This window comes from Dendronalium phyllosphericum CENA369 (assembly GCF_016056275.1).
Classification (GTDB): domain Bacteria; phylum Cyanobacteriota; class Cyanobacteriia; order Cyanobacteriales; family Nostocaceae; genus Dendronalium; species Dendronalium phyllosphericum.
Genome location: NZ_JAECZA010000282.1, coordinates 20,124 through 35,916, shown reverse-complemented (window position 1 = coordinate 35,916; position 15,793 = coordinate 20,124). Strand labels below are relative to the sequence as shown.

15 protein-coding genes are annotated in these 15,793 nt (G+C 42.3%); 8 read left to right on the top strand and 7 right to left on the bottom strand.

Annotated elements, in window-relative coordinates; translation table 11 throughout:
• The first annotated feature begins 22 nt into the window (after positions 1-22).
• Entirely contained in the window at positions 23-1,177 is a 1,155-nt protein-coding gene (devC, locus tag I8752_RS31475; RefSeq protein ID WP_214436108.1) for an ABC transporter permease DevC, read from the top strand.
• A gap of 151 nt (positions 1,178-1,328) precedes the next feature.
• Positions 1,329-2,048 carry a DevA family ABC transporter ATP-binding protein gene (locus tag I8752_RS31470; RefSeq protein ID WP_214436118.1) on the top strand — a complete coding sequence of 240 codons (720 nt, stop codon included), beginning with the start codon at positions 1,329-1,331 and terminating at the stop codon, positions 2,046-2,048.
• A gap of 114 nt (positions 2,049-2,162) precedes the next feature.
• Here I8752_RS31470 and I8752_RS31465 read toward each other — a convergent pair whose 3' ends face one another.
• Positions 2,163-2,966: a hypothetical protein gene (locus I8752_RS31465; RefSeq protein ID WP_214436107.1), complete on the bottom strand. Its 804-nt coding sequence runs from the start codon at positions 2,964-2,966 to the stop codon at positions 2,163-2,165.
• A gap of 105 nt (positions 2,967-3,071) precedes the next feature.
• Here I8752_RS31465 and I8752_RS31460 point away from each other — a divergent pair, with 105 nt between their 5' ends.
• The gene (locus tag I8752_RS31460) at positions 3,072-3,896 is read left to right on the top strand and encodes an HAD family hydrolase (RefSeq protein ID WP_214436106.1); all 825 of its coding nucleotides are present in this window, start codon (positions 3,072-3,074) and stop codon (positions 3,894-3,896) included.
• Positions 3,897-4,080: 184 nt separating this feature from the next.
• Here the strand turns inward: I8752_RS31460 and I8752_RS31455 are convergent, their stop codons facing one another.
• Together I8752_RS31455 and I8752_RS31450 are read right to left on the bottom strand one after the other, a co-directional pair.
• Positions 4,081-5,301: a DUF4336 domain-containing protein gene (locus I8752_RS31455; protein WP_214436105.1), complete on the bottom strand. Its 1,221-nt coding sequence runs from the start codon at positions 5,299-5,301 to the stop codon at positions 4,081-4,083.
• A 39-nt stretch (positions 5,302-5,340) separates the two neighbouring features.
• On the bottom strand, positions 5,341-5,490 hold the full coding sequence (locus I8752_RS31450; protein ID WP_214436104.1) for a hypothetical protein: 150 nt from the start codon (positions 5,488-5,490) through the stop codon (positions 5,341-5,343).
• Between the two features lie 22 nt (positions 5,491-5,512).
• Here I8752_RS31450 and I8752_RS31445 point away from each other — a divergent pair, with 22 nt between their 5' ends.
• On the top strand, positions 5,513-5,752 hold the full coding sequence (locus tag I8752_RS31445; protein WP_214436103.1) for a hypothetical protein: 240 nt from the start codon (positions 5,513-5,515) through the stop codon (positions 5,750-5,752).
• 20 nt (positions 5,753-5,772) lie between these two features.
• On the opposite strand, the gene I8752_RS31440 is transcribed toward I8752_RS31445, so the two are convergent.
• The 3 genes from I8752_RS31440 to I8752_RS31430 all read right to left on the bottom strand — a co-directional run bounded on the left by I8752_RS31440 (position 5,773) and on the right by I8752_RS31430 (position 10,557).
• On the bottom strand, positions 5,773-8,664 hold the full coding sequence (locus tag I8752_RS31440) for a COR domain-containing protein (RefSeq protein ID WP_214436102.1): 2,892 nt from the start codon (positions 8,662-8,664) through the stop codon (positions 5,773-5,775).
• Positions 8,665-8,752: 88 nt separating this feature from the next.
• Positions 8,753-8,914 carry a hypothetical protein gene (locus I8752_RS31435; RefSeq protein WP_214436101.1) on the bottom strand — a complete coding sequence of 54 codons (162 nt, stop codon included), beginning with the start codon at positions 8,912-8,914 and terminating at the stop codon, positions 8,753-8,755.
• A 245-nt stretch (positions 8,915-9,159) separates the two neighbouring features.
• Positions 9,160-10,557, bottom strand: a complete 1,398-nt coding sequence (locus I8752_RS31430; protein ID WP_214436100.1) for a cysteine desulfurase-like protein — start codon at positions 10,555-10,557, stop codon at positions 9,160-9,162.
• Positions 10,558-10,844: 287 nt separating this feature from the next.
• Here I8752_RS31430 and I8752_RS31425 point away from each other — a divergent pair, with 287 nt between their 5' ends.
• The 4 genes from I8752_RS31425 to I8752_RS31410 all read left to right on the top strand — a co-directional run bounded on the left by I8752_RS31425 (position 10,845) and on the right by I8752_RS31410 (position 14,482).
• Entirely contained in the window at positions 10,845-11,657 is an 813-nt protein-coding gene (locus tag I8752_RS31425; RefSeq protein ID WP_214436099.1) for a cation diffusion facilitator family transporter, read from the top strand.
• A complete protein-coding gene (locus I8752_RS31420) occupies positions 11,654-11,866 on the top strand; it encodes a hypothetical protein (protein WP_214436098.1) in 213 nt (70 codons plus the stop codon). The genes I8752_RS31425 and I8752_RS31420 overlap by 4 nt, the downstream gene beginning before the upstream one ends.
• 41 nt (positions 11,867-11,907) lie before the next feature.
• A complete protein-coding gene (locus I8752_RS31415; RefSeq protein ID WP_214436097.1) occupies positions 11,908-13,866 on the top strand; it encodes an alkaline phosphatase in 1,959 nt (652 codons plus the stop codon).
• Between the two features lie 109 nt (positions 13,867-13,975).
• A complete protein-coding gene (locus I8752_RS31410) occupies positions 13,976-14,482 on the top strand; it encodes a PEP-CTERM sorting domain-containing protein (protein WP_214436096.1) in 507 nt (168 codons plus the stop codon).
• A 91-nt stretch (positions 14,483-14,573) separates the two neighbouring features.
• On the opposite strand, the gene I8752_RS31405 is transcribed toward I8752_RS31410, so the two are convergent.
• On the bottom strand, positions 14,574-15,485 hold the full coding sequence (locus tag I8752_RS31405; RefSeq protein WP_214436117.1) for an ATP adenylyltransferase family protein: 912 nt from the start codon (positions 15,483-15,485) through the stop codon (positions 14,574-14,576).
• Positions 15,486-15,793 lie beyond the last annotated feature (308 nt).

Here is a 15,793-nt window from a genome sequence, read left to right as displayed (position 1 = left end):
TTTATCACTTCCCACTTCATCAATGAGTCGTAAAATACCTTTATCTTGGCTACAACTCACGCGAGAAAGAACTCGTCTTGCTGTGGCTCTGGCAGGAATTGCCTTTGCTGATATTTTGATGTTTATGCAACTTGGCTTCCGAGATGCTCTGTATTATAGTAACGTTCGCTTACATACTAGTTTGGAAGGCGATATTGTTTTAATTAATAGTCAATCTAATGCTGTGCTGTCGATGAAAAGTTTTTCTCAACGGCGGTTATATAAAGCTTTAGAATTATCGACAGTGCAATCGGTACATCCTATTTATTTGGATTATACAAGTTGGAAAAATCCGATAACAGGTCGTACTCGTAACTTGCTTGTATTTGGAATTAATCCAGAAGTTAACATATTTAATTTGCCGGGAGTTCAGGAAAATTTAAATAAAATAAAACTACCTGATGTAGTTTTATTTGACCGCTCTTCTCGGCAGGAATATGGCCCTATAGCTGCTGAGTTTGAGCAGGGTAAAACTGTGACAGCAGAAGTGCGAAGGCGGAAAGTCAAAGTAGCAGGACTATTTACTTTAGGTGCGTCTTTTGGTGCAGATGGTAATTTAATTACTAGTGATGTCAACTTTCTGCGCTTATTCAATAACCGTCAGCAAGGATTGATTGATATTGGTCTAATCAGATTAAAACCAGGAGCAGATGCAACCGTTGTTGCTCAAGAATTACGAAATTATTTACCTACAGATATCCATGTTTTAACTAAACAAGAATTTATCGACTTTGAGCGTAATTATTGGGCTAGTAGTACAGCTATTGGATTTATTTTTACTCTAGGGACAATTATGGGTTTCATTGTCGGAACTGTAATTGTTTATCAAATCCTTTATACAGAAGTTTCCGATCACTTATCTGAGTATGCAACTTTAAAAGCAATAGGATATACACAAAAATATTTATTAATTATCATTCTTCAAGAAGCATTATTACTAGCTTGTTTGGGTTATATGCCTGGATGGGTTTTTACAATGTTGATGTACCAAAAAGCCAGAGATGCTACACTTTTACCTGTTTTCATGAGTTTTGATCGTGCTATTTTAGTGCTAATTTTAACTATTGTCATGTGCTTTTTTTCTGGTACAATCGCTGTCCGGAAATTACGCTCTGCCGATCCAGCAGATATATTTTAAGTAAAAGGGACTGGGGATTAGGGAGCCAAATGTTAGTAATTAACATTTGTTATTCGGAAGTAATTTATGATTAAAACATAAGAAATTATCACTTCTTACAGGCACTAAACTTCCGTCTCGGAACTATTAACTCACAGCGAAAAAATTTATGATGAGACAAGAACCTGTAATCGCCATTAAGAATCTTAATCACTACTATGGCAAAGGCACATTAAAAAAACAAATTTTATTTGACATTAACCTAGAAATTTATCCTGGAGAAATTGTCATTATGACCGGGCCATCTGGGTCAGGTAAAACAACATTACTGAGCTTGATTGGCGGTTTGCGGTCTGTCCAAGAGGGAAGTCTCAAGTTTTTAGGCGTAGAACTATTTGGTGCTAGTCAAAATAAATTAGTACAAATCCGGCGTAATATTGGTTATATTTTTCAGGCTCACAATTTGCTAGGGTTCTTAACCGCTACGCAGAATGTGCAGATGGCAGTAGAATTGAATGATAATATTTCTCAAAGCGAAGCAATTGCCAAGTCAGAAGCTATGCTTGGGGCTGTTGGTTTACAAGAACGAATTAATTACTACCCAGATAACCTTTCTGGCGGACAAAAACAAAGAATAGCGATCGCCCGCGCCCTAGTAAATAGCCCCCCATTGGTTCTAGCAGACGAACCAACAGCAGCTTTGGACAAACAATCAGGACGCGACGTTGTAGAAATCATGCAGAGTCTAGCCAAAGAACAAGGAACTTCTATCCTGCTAGTGACACACGACAACCGCATTCTGGACATAGCCGATCGCATTGTAGAAATGGAAGATGGTCTTTTAGCACGTGATTCCCAAAGTGTAGTCACCAGTTACGATACGACCTCTTGAGTGCTGAATGCTAAGTGCTAAGTTCTGAGTGCTGAGTGCTGAGTAAGAAGTTCTCCCTCATCTCCTTCATCTCCCTCATCCCCCTTAATCAATAGCTGCACCCTCAAACCGCAATTATTTCTTAGCACCAGACTGCTTCTGCTGTGGCGCAGCATTAGGTTGGCGACTAGTACGAAAAGTTACATTCACGCCTTCATTAGATTGCTCTAGTACCAACAAAGGCGTAGGTTTGGCCTTTTGATCCCAATGCATGGTGGCAATTCGGCCTTGAATCGTCGGTTGCCAAGTATCTTCATCTTCAATTGGACTCAGATAAGTTTCAAGACAATCAATAATTTGGCTAATAGTGGCAGAAGTTGCTTGCGTAGGTAACTTCATCAATCGAATTTGAATGCGAAACAGTACTCGCTTGGCTGAGTTTTGTGGAGTTCCTGTCTCATATTCGACATCAAAAATTTCATCTACTTGCCGTCCGGCGCTATTGGCAATTCCTACCGTTCCTTGTTGGGCTTGACTGGGACGTAGGGCTTGAGAAATTTTATCTTTGACCTTAATTTTAATTTGATTAACGATCGCAAAATGAAAAACTTCTTCTGACATCCGCATTCGCAGATAATCTAAATTAAAGTCCCGTGAGTTAACCAAATCGGGATTAGTTTCCATTTTACGGATTGTTTCCAGTGCCAGTTTAAACTTCTTCTCTAGTTCTCGCGCTCGGAATTGCTCAAACTTGAGTTTTTTCTCAAATTTATTCATTTGTAGTTTGCAAAACACAATTAAAGCAATCACCGCTACCGCTAGTCCTCCAGAGGTTATCAGCAAAAATGGAGGTATTTGAGGCTCGCTTGCTGGTACTTGCTGGGTAACTTTTTTCGGTTTTGACCCCAAAGACTGGGCAAGAAACATCGAATTTAGCATAATTGGCAAACAGAAATACTTAACTTATTATTTTTAAGATGCCCAAATCCTGGATGCCATCTTGCTGTATTATGTGTATTTTTTACAGCTTTCGTTAAACCACATATGTACAGAGACTCAAACGTTACTCCCAGGCATTTTAGCAATCCGCAACAACTATCTCAGGCTTTACCTACTTGCTGGAGCAATATTCGTCTCGTTGCTACAGATATGGATGGTACTTTGACAACGAAAGGAAAATTTTCTGCTGCGTTATTGCAGACTTTGGAAGATTTAACAGCAGTTGGCATTAAAGTACTAATTGTAACCGGACGTTCGGCAGGGTGGGTAAATGGGCTGAGTAGTTTGCTACCAGTTGCAGGTGCTTTAGCAGAAAACGGCGGTTTGTTTTATCCATCTGGAAGCGAACAAGCGATCGCCTTAACGCCTATTGCAGACCTAACAGTTCATCGCCAGCATCTAGCTTTAGTTTTTGAGCAATTGAAAATTAAATTTCCTCATATCCAGGAATCAAGTGATAATCGTTTTCGGATCACCGATTGGACATTTGATGTAGCTTCTTTAAGTCCAGACGATCTACAAGTTTTGGGTAATCTCTGTCAACAAATGGGTTGGGGATTTACCTACAGCAACGTTCAGTGTCATATTAAACCGCTAGGACAAGATAAAGCTGTTGGATTATTACAAGTATTGCAACAATACTTACCTAACTATTCACCAGAACAAATTGTTACCGTTGGTGATAGTCCCAATGATGAAAGTTTATTTAATCAACTTTATTTTCCTGTTTCTGTAGGTGTAGCAAATGTGCTGCAATATGCCAATCAGTTGCAACATCAGCCTACTTACATTACTGCTGCGACTGAAGGAGAAGGATTTTGTGAATTATCTAGTTATATTTTGAAAAGCTTAGAAAGAAAGAAAGAGTAATAGCTATAACAATTCTCAATAATATCGGACTTACGTATAGGTCACGGAAGAACACTTCAGTTAAAGGTTATTGGCGTAGAAAATTGGTCTTTCAGACGCGATTCATCGCGTCTCTACATGAGGATTTGGGGCTTAACTGAACTGTACTGTTACTTATTGGGCTTGATTTTCTCAACGGTTTCTCTCAGACCTTCTCGTTTGCTGGCGGGACAATACCAAACTTATTTAAACCTGCATCAATGTCTCTCAATAGTTTAAAGTCTTCCTCTGGCAAAAGATAACTATTGCTGAAACCTGCCACAGGCTGTTTTTCCAGAAAGGAAAATGCTTGACGAAACTGTTGCGGTGATGCTTGTATTGGTGAGTCAAAGTGGCAGGGAATAATTTGCTGAAAGTTCCAACTTGCTACTTTATTTGCCCAGTCAAGAGTTTCCCTTGGTGCGCGATTGAGAATAAGAGTTTGTAAAATGGGTGCTACAAATAAACGTCCGTTCCCGCGTAGGGCATCAAACGATCGCTTCCAGTCGGGATGCCATTTGAAGGGAAACAACCCAAAGTAAGCTTTTTTCGAGCGTTCCGGTGCTTTCAAAGCATCGCGAAATACCTGACTCCAAGCAATTACCTCCAGTACGCTTGGTTGAAAATACAAAGCAAACAGTGAGATGCGCTGCCATCCCTGACGGCGATTTTCTCGATTGTCGGCGACGATATCAGAGGCTTTATCTTTGGCATGGAACATCAAGGGGTATGGATCTAACTGCGCGATCGCTGGCGGATCTTCGGGGATGGAAATTACGGAATCTGTGACTAAAAGAGTATGCGATCGCTTGTGAAAAAATGCAACTTCCGCAAACCGCCCAGGGCCAAGTTCTATCGGGCCGAGGATTGCATAGTCAAACTCATCGGCAAACGGTACTTTGCTATTGTCTTCTGGGAGGAAGTGAGTACGTTTGGAAGGTAAGCCCAGCCAGCTAAGTGGCAGGTTCAACGGAAAACTCCACTGTTTGGGAGCAACAAATACCTGTGCATTGGCAAAGAATCTAGCAAAGGGGCCAACAAATACTTTGTGTTCTAGTCCGGAGATAGTGGGTAGAATGATGTACTTGACATCGCCGTGTTCTGCTACTAACTCATTCACCAGCCGGATACACTCGATTGTTGGTGCTACAGGGGCATAGACGAGAAGTCCGCCGCTTTCTAGCTTAGCTACAGTCATGCGAATCGGCACGACAACGTAAAAGATACCTTGCAACTGGTCAAAAGTCCAGATGGTATCCTTAACTACTTCTTTGCGAATTGTCCGCCGCTTCCCGTATGGGTAGAGTGGCACAACGGGCCAAAACTTCCATGAAAAGTCCCTTGGATGAATCTGTTCTATATTTTTCACACCTTCATCATCAGCCACTCTGCAACACCCTCCCGATTCCCGACGCTTAGACTATTTTTATTTGAACTCCAAAAGTTGGAGTTTAGCAAATTGTTGAGCCAATAAAATAACTCTTGTTAAAACTTTAGTTTTAAGGGTAAACGTCATGCGATCGCTGGCGGGGGTGTCAATGCGATTGCTTGGGGTGTCCGAAGAACATTGACTCATCTTTCTCAAATAGATAAGGTAAATGCGATCAACTCGAAAGTTACACTTCGGAACACAAATTGTCGAGTTAAAAGGGCGATCGCTCGACTTCAAAGCTTCATCATTGAGCTTCAGAACTCAAAGCTTGCACCTTGGAACACGAATTGTCGAGCAAAAAAGGCGATCGCTCGACTTCAAAGCCTCATCATTGAGCTTCAGAACTCGAAGCTTGCACCTTGGAACACAAATTGTCGAGTTAAAAGGGCAATCGCACCACCTCTAAACCTCATCAATAGTTTATTTTCACTCATTTAAACGGTCTGCGATCGCATTCACCAATCTCTCAAATTCTGATTCGCTGTGAATATCTTCAGTCTGAGTATTCATGTCTCTCAGTAGGTCGGTAAGTTTGGCGATCGTGTTGCGGATATCAGTGTATTGGTCAATTTCTTCTCGAAATCCCTGCAAATTAGCTGCGGAAACTCCTTTCATAGCTTCATCTAACTCTTTAATTTGCTCTTCCCAATACTTAATATATTTAATTCTTTCAATAGGTTTAAAAATATTGGCATTTGCTAAAATAATCGGAAATATTCGTTTATAAAATTCTTTATCTTCAGCGATTTCAACCAGTTCATACATACAATTTTCTGACTTTAAATACTGGTCGCTGATTACTAAAATTATGCATTTACCACGGCTTAAACGCTGCATGAATTCTTTAAATCTTTCTTTATAGCCAATTGCATTGGTATCGCGAATAATTTTGATGCCTTTAGCTTGAAATACTTGCTCTATCTTTGCTACAAGTGGTTTACTTTGTTGATCCCGCCAAGTGTAAGAGATAAAAACTTCCTTTTGATTGCTATTTCTTAGCCCATATGTCAATGATTCCTCTCTTTTTTGCTCCAGTTCGCTTTGCAACTGTGCAATTTCGAGGTTGAGTTGCCCATCTGTGCTAATGGATAGGAGTTTGATATCATCAATTAACCTGCGGACATCTACCATTTGATAGCTGTTTTCACACTCAATTTGGTAACGATTGGCGTTCAAGCGCTTGTAGAGTGCGTCCAGAGAATAGGCATGAGGTGTTTGACTGTTTTTGCAAAATTGGCAGTTACAGGGAACTAGAGTTTGATATTGCAAACGTTCATAATAGTTGTGGATTTTATCGAGTTCATGGGTGACGACTGCCATTAATTCTTTTTTGCGGTTTCCTGTGACACAAACTTTAATTTCCCGTTGATTGTAGTTTTCAATGACTTCCGCACGAGTTTGATCTTTGTTGAGAACAACACCGCTTTTCCAAACAAGTTTTTGCTGTTCAATCCAAGGGTGTGTTTCGACAATAAAGCGGGTGAGGATGCCTTTAGGCATGAATGTATAGGTATAGCGCAAGATGAGGTTGTGGCGACCGTCCCAAGTATAATCAGCTTTTTCAATAGGCAGCAATTGAGGGGCAATATAGGTGGCAGGACAACCGGGAATTTTGTAGCAAAGCTTGAACCGCATCATTAATTGCAGGAGTTCATCTCGCATGTCAGCATATTCGCCGCTTTTCCAAATATCTTCTAAATCGTCCTTAGTAAAACAACCTAACTTTTTTTTAACATTGTCATTGTCTAAAACTTTGTAGACGGCAGTAGTTCCCCATTCCGGTTTGAGGATGACGTAGTGTTTCAGCGTAGAATCGTCCTGAAAGTGGAGGCAAACACCGAGGTCGTGCAGATAGCTGCTCAAGCGGAGCATGTCTTTACGGTCAGTTAAATTATTAAGTCGGCAAAGGGTACAGTATTCTTCAAGGCTGATGTAATTGCGAGAATAGTTTTCTAAAGCTGCTCTGACTCTTACCCAAAGTTTTGGTAGAGGTGTACCAACGTGGTCAAGTCTGCTAATGTATTGCTGAATAGCGTCTTTAATCTCCGCTAAACCACGATTAGTATCCAAATTGGTTGCCAGAATTTTTTCTAGGTTGTCAAATTCTCCTCGTAATTGACCTCCGTCGACTTCGCACTGACGGTCTTGTTTTTCGTTTTTGATGATAAGAACTGGACTCTTGTCGCTCAAGAGTTCGACAACCTTTAACCACCAGTAAAAATCAGTGTTTTCTTTGCGAGTATCAGCAACTAAAGCATAGAGAGAACGCTTACTGAGGAAAAACTGATGGGTTTGGTGGTAGATTGCCTGACCGCCAAAGTCCCAAATATTGACGCGAAAGTCTTTGCCGTTGGGCTGTGTAAAGTGCCAGTGGATAACTTCAATACCTTTGGTTGATTCTTCATTTGGTTGGAGTTTGTAGGTTTCATCTGCTATTTTTTTGGCTAAAGAAGTTTTACCTGCTCCTCCTTCGCCAACAATTAGTAATTTTGCCTCGTAGAAAAGTTCAGTTTCGGCTAGATCTTGCACCCGGAAATAGAAATCGAGAATTTCATTCACATCGCCAGGATCTTGCGATAAATCCTTCGTTCCCAAAATCTCAGGTGGAATAGGGACTGGGTTTCTGCGAAGATCCAGCTTGTTCAAGTTTGGCAGTTGCCTAATTTCTGGTGGCAAACTGCTTAGTTGATTTCTGCTGAGGTTGAGTGATTGCAGGTTGGTGAGTTGAACTACTGCCGATGGCAGATTGCTCAGTCTATTAACACTGAGGTTGAGTGATTGCAGTTTAGTGAGTTGGACTACTTCCGGCGGCAGACTGCTCAATCTATTAACACTGAGGATGAGCGATTGCAAGTTGGTGAGTTGAACTAGTTCCGGTGGCAGACTGCTCAGTTGATTTCTGCTGAGGTTGAGTGATTGCAGGTTGGTGAGTTGGACTACTTCCGGTGGCAGACTGCTCAGTTGATTTCTGCTGAGGATGAGCGATTGTAGGTTGGTGAGTTGGACTACTTCCGGCGGCAGACTATTCAGTTGATTTCTGCTGAGAGAGAGTGTTTGCAGGTTGGTGAGTTGAACAATTTCCGGCGGCAGACTGCTCAGTTGATTATTGCTGAGGATAAGCGATTGCAGGTTAGTGAGTTGGACTACTTCCAGTGGCAGACTGCTCAGTTGATTACTGCTAAGGGAAAGCGTTTGCAAGTTGGTGAGTTGGACTATTTCCGGCGTTAGCGTTGTTAAGCTGTTGCCTGAAAGGTCTAATGTTATCACGTTGTCTCTGGCAGCTTTTTCAATAATTTGCAGCAGTTCTTCGTTAGTCATTTCGGGTTTTACAGAGGCGATGCCTGATAACGAGTTGCTGCTTGGACGCGCAGCAGAGAAATTCAGCTAATTAATAATGTAGCTTTTATCAAGGATTGCATAAGAACAATCGCCCACTTCCTACATCGGGATATTGAGCGATCGCTATACCTGCGTTCAGTATATTGTGTTGTAGGCGTTGTGTTTTTACGGAATGATTACGCCAAAAATCTTTCTCCCTGTTTTCCTGCTTCTCTAAGCGCTGAGACACTCTATCATTAAAACACCAATTGTCGAGCAGAAAAGGCGATCGCTCTACCTCTAAGCTTCATCATTCAAGTTCTGAACTCGAAGATTGAACATTGGAAGGGAAATTGTCGAGTTAAAAGGGCGAAAGTTTGACCTTTAATCCTCGAAGTTGCACCTTTAACCCTCGAAATTGCACCTTTAATCCTCAAACTTGCGGCTTTAACCCTCATTATTCGAGCTCGGAACTTGAAACTTGCACCTGAAAACTTAAATTGTCGAGTTAAAAGAGCGATCGCTCATACTGTATTCTTTAATTTCATTCAATGCTTGCAAAAGGCGATCAATCTCTTCAACGGTGTTGTAATGCACCATTCCAATTCGTACTAAGCCGCCAGTTGCTTCCACACCTAATTTCTCCGTCAAATTCAGCGCATAGAAATTACCGTGCCAAGCAAAAATACTGCGATCGCCTAACATTTTAGCTGTGGTTGCAGGCGTTTGCCCCGCCAGTCGAAATGCAACTGTTGGTGTCCGCCAAGCAAAACGACTCGCATCGCTGATACCATAAAAGCTCAAGCCAGGAATCTCCAACAATCCAGAAATCAGCTTGTGGCTTAATTCTCTTTCGTATTGCTGGATTGCTGACATTGCTGCTACTAAGGCAGCCCGGCGACTGTGATAGGCAGATGCTAACTCATGGTTAGGCCGATCCGCTGAAGTAAGGAAGCGGGGACAACTGAATGTTTCCAAGCCCTCCTTGTCAGCTTCTGCCAAGGCTGAAACTAACTCGCTGTCAACTGCGGGTGAGACATGACAACCAAGTTTTGCCAAATAGTTAACCGCGGCCACCATACCTGCCAAACCCTCGTGATTCAGCGTTCCCGTTTCCCAGCGCGATGGTACTTCTTCTGGGGCTGGTTTGACTTTGTATGGAGTGAATCGGGCAAGATGTTCCCGCTTGGCATACAAAATACCAACGTGGGGGCCAAAAAATTTGTAGGCAGAACAAGCGAGAAAGTCACAGCCCAGCGCATGTACGTTAATCGGAGCGTGAGGGGTATAGTGAACTGCATCGACAAAAACCAAAGCACCAACGGCATGAGCAAGGCTTACCACCCCTGCCACATCGTTGATTGTCCCTACAGCGTTGGAAGCATAACTCACCGCCACCAACCGCGTCCGCTGATTAATCTGCTGTGCTAAATCGCTCATATCTAAGGTGCAGTCCTTGACGTTGATATCAACAACGCGGACAATTACACCTCGTTCCTCTAACGCATACCACGGGGAAATATTAGCAGAATGGTCTAGTCGGGTAACAATAATTTCATCGCCCGATCGCAGTTCCCGACCAATAGCTCGACTCACAGCGAAAGCGAGCGTAGTCATATTAGCACCGAATACTACTTCATCGCTATTGCACCCTAAAAAATCAGCGATCGCAGCGCGAGCCGAGGTGATGAGCGCATCTGTACGTACACTTGTGGCAAAAGCCCCATGAGCGTTAGCGTTTGACCTTACCAGATAGTCACTCATTGCATCCAATACCGCTCCCGGTACTTGAGTGCCACCCGGCCCGTCAAAGAAAATAGCAGATTGACCGTTGATTTTTTGTGTCAGCGCTGGAAACTGAGCGCGTATCCATTTCAGGTCAAGAGGCTCCATAGCAAACTCCTCTTTTAATCGTATTTTTCTATGTTTTTAGCTGAAATAACACATTATGACTACTAGTTCACCACGCAAATATGGGGAAGGGGAAAAGGAATCAAACAAACTTTTTCCCCCTTTAACCTTTCTCCTTTTCCCAATCCCCAATCCCTTTTTCCACCATAACTCTGATTTATATTAGTTTATCTAAACCTTTTTACCTTCCATTAAACCCGACTTACTAAATTGTTAACTTTCACACTGATAAATTTAGGTTGAGACGTACAGGTATTTAGGTATCCAGAATGGTGCTTTCAGCACAAGAGCATTTGACTGATAGCTCGGCATTCAAGCCAGCTTCTAGTCAGTCTCTCAATTCAGATGCAGTGCCATCAAACGAGGTTAAGCAAAAAGTCCAAACTCTATGGACTGCTCTAGTGTTATTAAGCACTTTTTTTTGTGTGGAATTAAGTGCAGGAATTTGGAGTCATAGCTTATCCCTTTTAGCAGATGCACAGCATATTCTTTCGGATGTAGCTGCTTTGGGTCTGGCACTATTGGCAATCTGGCTATCTAATTCTATGTCCCAGCGGACTGTGTTTGGGCGCTATCGATTAGAAGTTTTAGCAGCTTTGGTTAACGGCATTGGTTTAGCTTTTATTGCTGCTTGGATCGTCAAAGAAGCTTTGGTACGGCTGCAATCTCCAGATACAGAGATTCTTGGTTTACCAATGTTAGCAACTGCATTGATTGGACTGGCAGTTAACAGCCTTAACGCTCTGTGTCTACACAGTTGTAGCCATCATGACCTAAATCTCAGGGGTGCATTTCTGCATCTGTTGGCAGATTTAGTCAGTTCCGTAGGAGCCGTACTGGCTGCGATCGCAGTTATCTGGCTGAATTGGACTTGGGCTGATGGAGTCATCAGCTTGGTAGTGGCAGGGATGATAGCGCTTTTTGCTGCTTATCTGGTGATTCAGAGCGTTAATTGTCTGCGCGGTCAAGTCGCCGATATTAGCAATACTTCTTGCCTGTGTAACTTACAAACAGAGATGTGTAGCGATCGCTCTTCAGCACAAAAGCTATTATTTCCAACTTTACAGGAGCTGATTCGATGATTTCATTACTAAAACAGTACAAACGTTCATTGGTTTGGTTAATATCAGGTTTGGTTTTTGCAGTCTTGTTATCTTTAGCAACACCAGATCGACAAACAGCTACTGCCTTTAACCAAGTTAAAACCACAACGGTCTCTAGACAACCACAACAGATTCCATCTTCCGACTTTGCGGCTACACATCTAGAACCCAACTTTTATCAGTATTAACCGCTAACAATTGCTCGATTAGGTATAAGAGGGGCACTGTAATGATTTCACTTTTGCGAAAGTACAAGCGATTTCTAGCTTTAACGATGGCTGGATTGCTTTGTACCGTTTTACTGGTATTCGGGAATTCTGTTTTTCAGCCGACCTTAGCGGCTGGCAATGGGATTAACGTGATTATCATGATCGGCGATGGTATGGGTTGGAATATGGCGCGGGCCGGGGCACTTGCCAAGGGCGCTCCTTTTTATACCAGCGGTAAAGGCTCTGGTTTGAGCTTTCAAAATCTGACTGGATATGGACTAGTAACCACCTACGGGACAACCATTCAGGGAAATACACCAGAAAATCCCAAAGACCAGCCTCATTTAACAGGTAACTCTGCTCTTGATGGCTCCGATCCTCTCACAGGTGCAAGTCCTGTTCGCCCGAACTTCTCATTTAAGCCTACTCCTTTTAATCCTGGCGATCGCCTAGATGGCAATAGCCTAGCAGATGGTAACTTAACGGGTTATGACCCAAATAAAGGCGGCCCCGTTCCCTGGATTCCTCTCACCCCAGCCAATCCCGGTTCCTACGACAAAGAATACATCAAACATAGTTATCCCGACTCTGCTAACACCGCTACAACTCTTTATACAGGTGTAAAGAGCTATAACAATGCGATGGGAGTAGACATTTACGAGAAAAAGTTGAAAACCGTCCTGGAAATTGCCAAGGAAAAAGGCAAGTCTACAGGTTTAGTAACTTCCGTACCTGTTAGCCACGCTACACCTGGTGCTGCTGCTTCTTTCGTAAATCGTCGTAGTAAGTACGACAGTAAATACGATCCCAGCAAGACCAACCAAGACAGCATTTTGCAACAGACATTACTAAACTTCCAGCCTAATGTTTTGTTGGGTGGCGGTCATCCTAAAGACTTTGACAATAAAGATAGTACAAGTTCAGCAGAAGGTGTCTTTAACTATGTGTATATTACAGAAGACACTTACACGCATTTGAAAAATAACCCTACTTCCAATCGTTACGGCTACACCTTTTTAGAACGCGGCCCGAATGCAACTCAGAAACTATTAAATACTGCTGCTAAAATCGACCCGAATAAGGGAGGCAAGTTATTTGGTCTATACGGTGCTCGCGGACAAGAAGGCAACCTTCCTACTAGCTCTTCTAAGGGAGACTACAGTCTCACAGGTCTAAACAACGCCTCGCTCTATAGCTCGGTTGTGAAAGCAGCAACTCCCTGTCCATCAGGTCAGATAATTCCTGGCACAGCTGCGGATTGTGTTCCTGTAATTGATGCAGCAGGTAATCCGACTTCTGGCCCGACACCTGATACTGTGCGTCCTTTAGCTCCTGGTGAAACCGACGCTAGCTTTATCGCTAGAGAAGTTAACGAAAATCCGACTTTAGCTGATTTGACCAAAGCTGCCTTAACTGTTCTGGGTAAAGACAAAGATGGTTTCTGGCTGATGGTTGAAGGAGGCGACATTGATTGGTCTGCTCATGATGACAACATGGATAACCTGATTGGTACCATGAATGATTTTGATAAAGCAGTCCAACAAGTCATTACCTGGATTAACAATAACGGTGGTTGGAGCAAGAACTTGCTACTCGTTACAGCTGACCACGACCACTATCTAACCTTAAATGATGACTTTGTATCAAAGCTGACTCCCAATCCTGACCCCAGTAAAGCCAGAGGCTTGAAATATAACGCTAAAGATATCACTTTCAACAAGCACAATCCTAAAGATGCCGGTCACTTTTGGGGGGCAGATCCCAAGTACAAGTACCTCTGGGGTAGCCACAGCCGACGGATTGTACCTGTGTACTATCAGGGTGCTTATTCATCAACTCTAACTCGATATCTAGGACAAAATGTGCAATTTACCGATAGTTCTGGTACTTACACTGCACCTGGCGTTCGGGGAGTGGTCGATCAAAGTCATCTTTTTCAGACTATGAAAACAGCCCTTACAGGGTCGCCACTTTCATAAATCACTTCACTGAATACTGGCGTAAAAGCTTCAAGAGACGTGTTTTACCACGTCTCTGCGCCATCAAACTTTTCGGTACTTTTGCACTGTTCTTTAATTAAGGGAAAAAATGACTGACTCCATCTTCAAGAAATTAGCAGTTGCAACAGTGGGAACTGTTCTGGTTTTTTCGGTAGGGGAGACTTTGCCTGCCCAAGCTGCAAACCTCACTTATAGTTTCGCTAACGTTGATAAAACTCTCACAGGCACTTTTTCGTTCGATGAAGCGGCCGCAGCAGACCAACAAGTAACAATTTCAGAGGGTTTAAAGATTATTGCTACTTACAATGGTCAGTCCTACACCGAAGCGAATGATTCTTCAGCGTTAGTGTTGACGAACTTCTCAGGCAAAATTCCCCAAGGACAAGGATTAGGATTGCAATTTGTAGTGCCTGATGCCTTCACAGTTTACAGTGGCAATTTTATCAACCCGAAAGATCCAACTGATGCAGGTGTTCAATCAATTACTTATACTCCTGTTCCAGAACCAAACTCTATACTTGGGTTGTCTGTGCTGGGACTGGGTTTATTCTTAGGTAAAAAAATTGCATCTAAATCATCCAGTACAAAGGCTTGAACTGACCTAATTCTTCAGTGGCGATTTGAAATAGAAGAATTTTCAAGTAAAAATACTCAAAAATCAAGGGAGTGGAGATTTTACCACTCCTTTACTTTGATACTGCAACATTTCTCAGAATGGTCATTGGACCTTGGTTTTTCAGAAGCTGCATTTCTGGCTCGTTCCGCACCAACAAAGCACCCGCGAATCCTAATGAATTTACAGAGATAGACTGAAAATGCTCCTGCGATCGCGGTACGATTAACATCCATTCTCGTGTAGCTAAAAGATTGTAAGCTCCAGATTGTTTATTGTCTGCAACTGCATCTAAACCTACAGCAGACAACAAAGCACGATAACACTTGAGCAACGCTTCTGCTGCTATTAACGGAGACTGTACCCAATCGGGATCTAGTCTTGCAAAAGCTTGCACAAAAGGAAATCCAGGTATAGTTGCAATAGAATCGTGAAATTGTGCTAGTGCTAGCAGCGGTTCAATAGGTATTTGCGAACCCGAAGGCACAAGTGGTAAAGGTACGAGTTGCAAGTGTTTGTGTGGCTGACTAGCACCTGCAATTTTGCCACCATTATAGAACGCTAAACCATCAAAGTCAGCTAGACATGCCCATAAGGCTGCAAAATCTGACAGCGTGAGTAAGCTTTCCTGTTCCTCAAAAGCACGAGTGATAATCAGCAAGTGATAGTCAACAACGTTGAATTTATTTAAGATACACACATGAGTATCAGAAATATCCGCAACAAATAAATCTTCTTCATAGGGAAGGAAGGGATTGAAATCCTTACCAGAGTTAGCAGTTTGTTTGTCTTGTTTTTCTTTGGCTGCTTTTTTGCGGTTCAGGTTAGACAAAATTCGCACCAGAAATAGCAGACCATCCTGTTCTACAAATTCAAAATCTGTTGGTATTGGCAGCAACGCCCCACATTGCAAAGCGCGTTCAGTCGTTTCTTTGACACTTGTCCATAAAGCGCCAGGATTAAGCAATATTTTCCCTTGTGCTATTTGTTTTTTTTCAGACATGGTGAAATATTGTAGCAGTATCGCCACCCACTTATATAACGTTCGTTTAAAGACCACTTGTTAAGACCCTAGGCAGAGTCAGCAAGGCTTGGGTTCGGGGAAAGGGAATTTTCAAATAGCACCTAGATGTTGATAATGAACTATATGCCAAGAGGATAGCCAAGGCTCATTCTTACTTGGATATATGCACGTTCAAATCACAGATTTGAATAAAACTTACAATTAAACACACACTGATCCTATTTCATTTGCTTGAATAGCTATATTGATAGGATTAAGATTCATCATTG

Coding starts and splice junctions, on each gene's coding strand:
- devC (WP_214436108.1), top strand. CDS start 23: ATGAGTCGTAAAATACCTTTATCTTGGCTACAACTCACGCGAGAAAGA.
- I8752_RS31470 (WP_214436118.1), top strand. CDS start 1,329: ATGAGACAAGAACCTGTAATCGCCATTAAGAATCTTAATCACTACTAT.
- I8752_RS31465 (WP_214436107.1), bottom strand. CDS start 2,966: ATGCTAAATTCGATGTTTCTTGCCCAGTCTTTGGGGTCAAAACCGAAA.
- I8752_RS31460 (WP_214436106.1), top strand. CDS start 3,072: ATGTACAGAGACTCAAACGTTACTCCCAGGCATTTTAGCAATCCGCAA.
- I8752_RS31450 (WP_214436104.1), bottom strand. CDS start 5,490: ATGAGTCAATGTTCTTCGGACACCCCAAGCAATCGCATTGACACCCCC.
- I8752_RS31445 (WP_214436103.1), top strand. CDS start 5,513: ATGCGATCAACTCGAAAGTTACACTTCGGAACACAAATTGTCGAGTTA.
- I8752_RS31440 (WP_214436102.1), bottom strand. CDS start 8,664: ATGACTAACGAAGAACTGCTGCAAATTATTGAAAAAGCTGCCAGAGAC.
- I8752_RS31430 (WP_214436100.1), bottom strand. CDS start 10,557: ATGGAGCCTCTTGACCTGAAATGGATACGCGCTCAGTTTCCAGCGCTG.
- I8752_RS31425 (WP_214436099.1), top strand. CDS start 10,845: ATGGTGCTTTCAGCACAAGAGCATTTGACTGATAGCTCGGCATTCAAG.
- I8752_RS31420 (WP_214436098.1), top strand. CDS start 11,654: ATGATTTCATTACTAAAACAGTACAAACGTTCATTGGTTTGGTTAATA.
- I8752_RS31415 (WP_214436097.1), top strand. CDS start 11,908: ATGATTTCACTTTTGCGAAAGTACAAGCGATTTCTAGCTTTAACGATG.
- I8752_RS31410 (WP_214436096.1), top strand. CDS start 13,976: ATGACTGACTCCATCTTCAAGAAATTAGCAGTTGCAACAGTGGGAACT.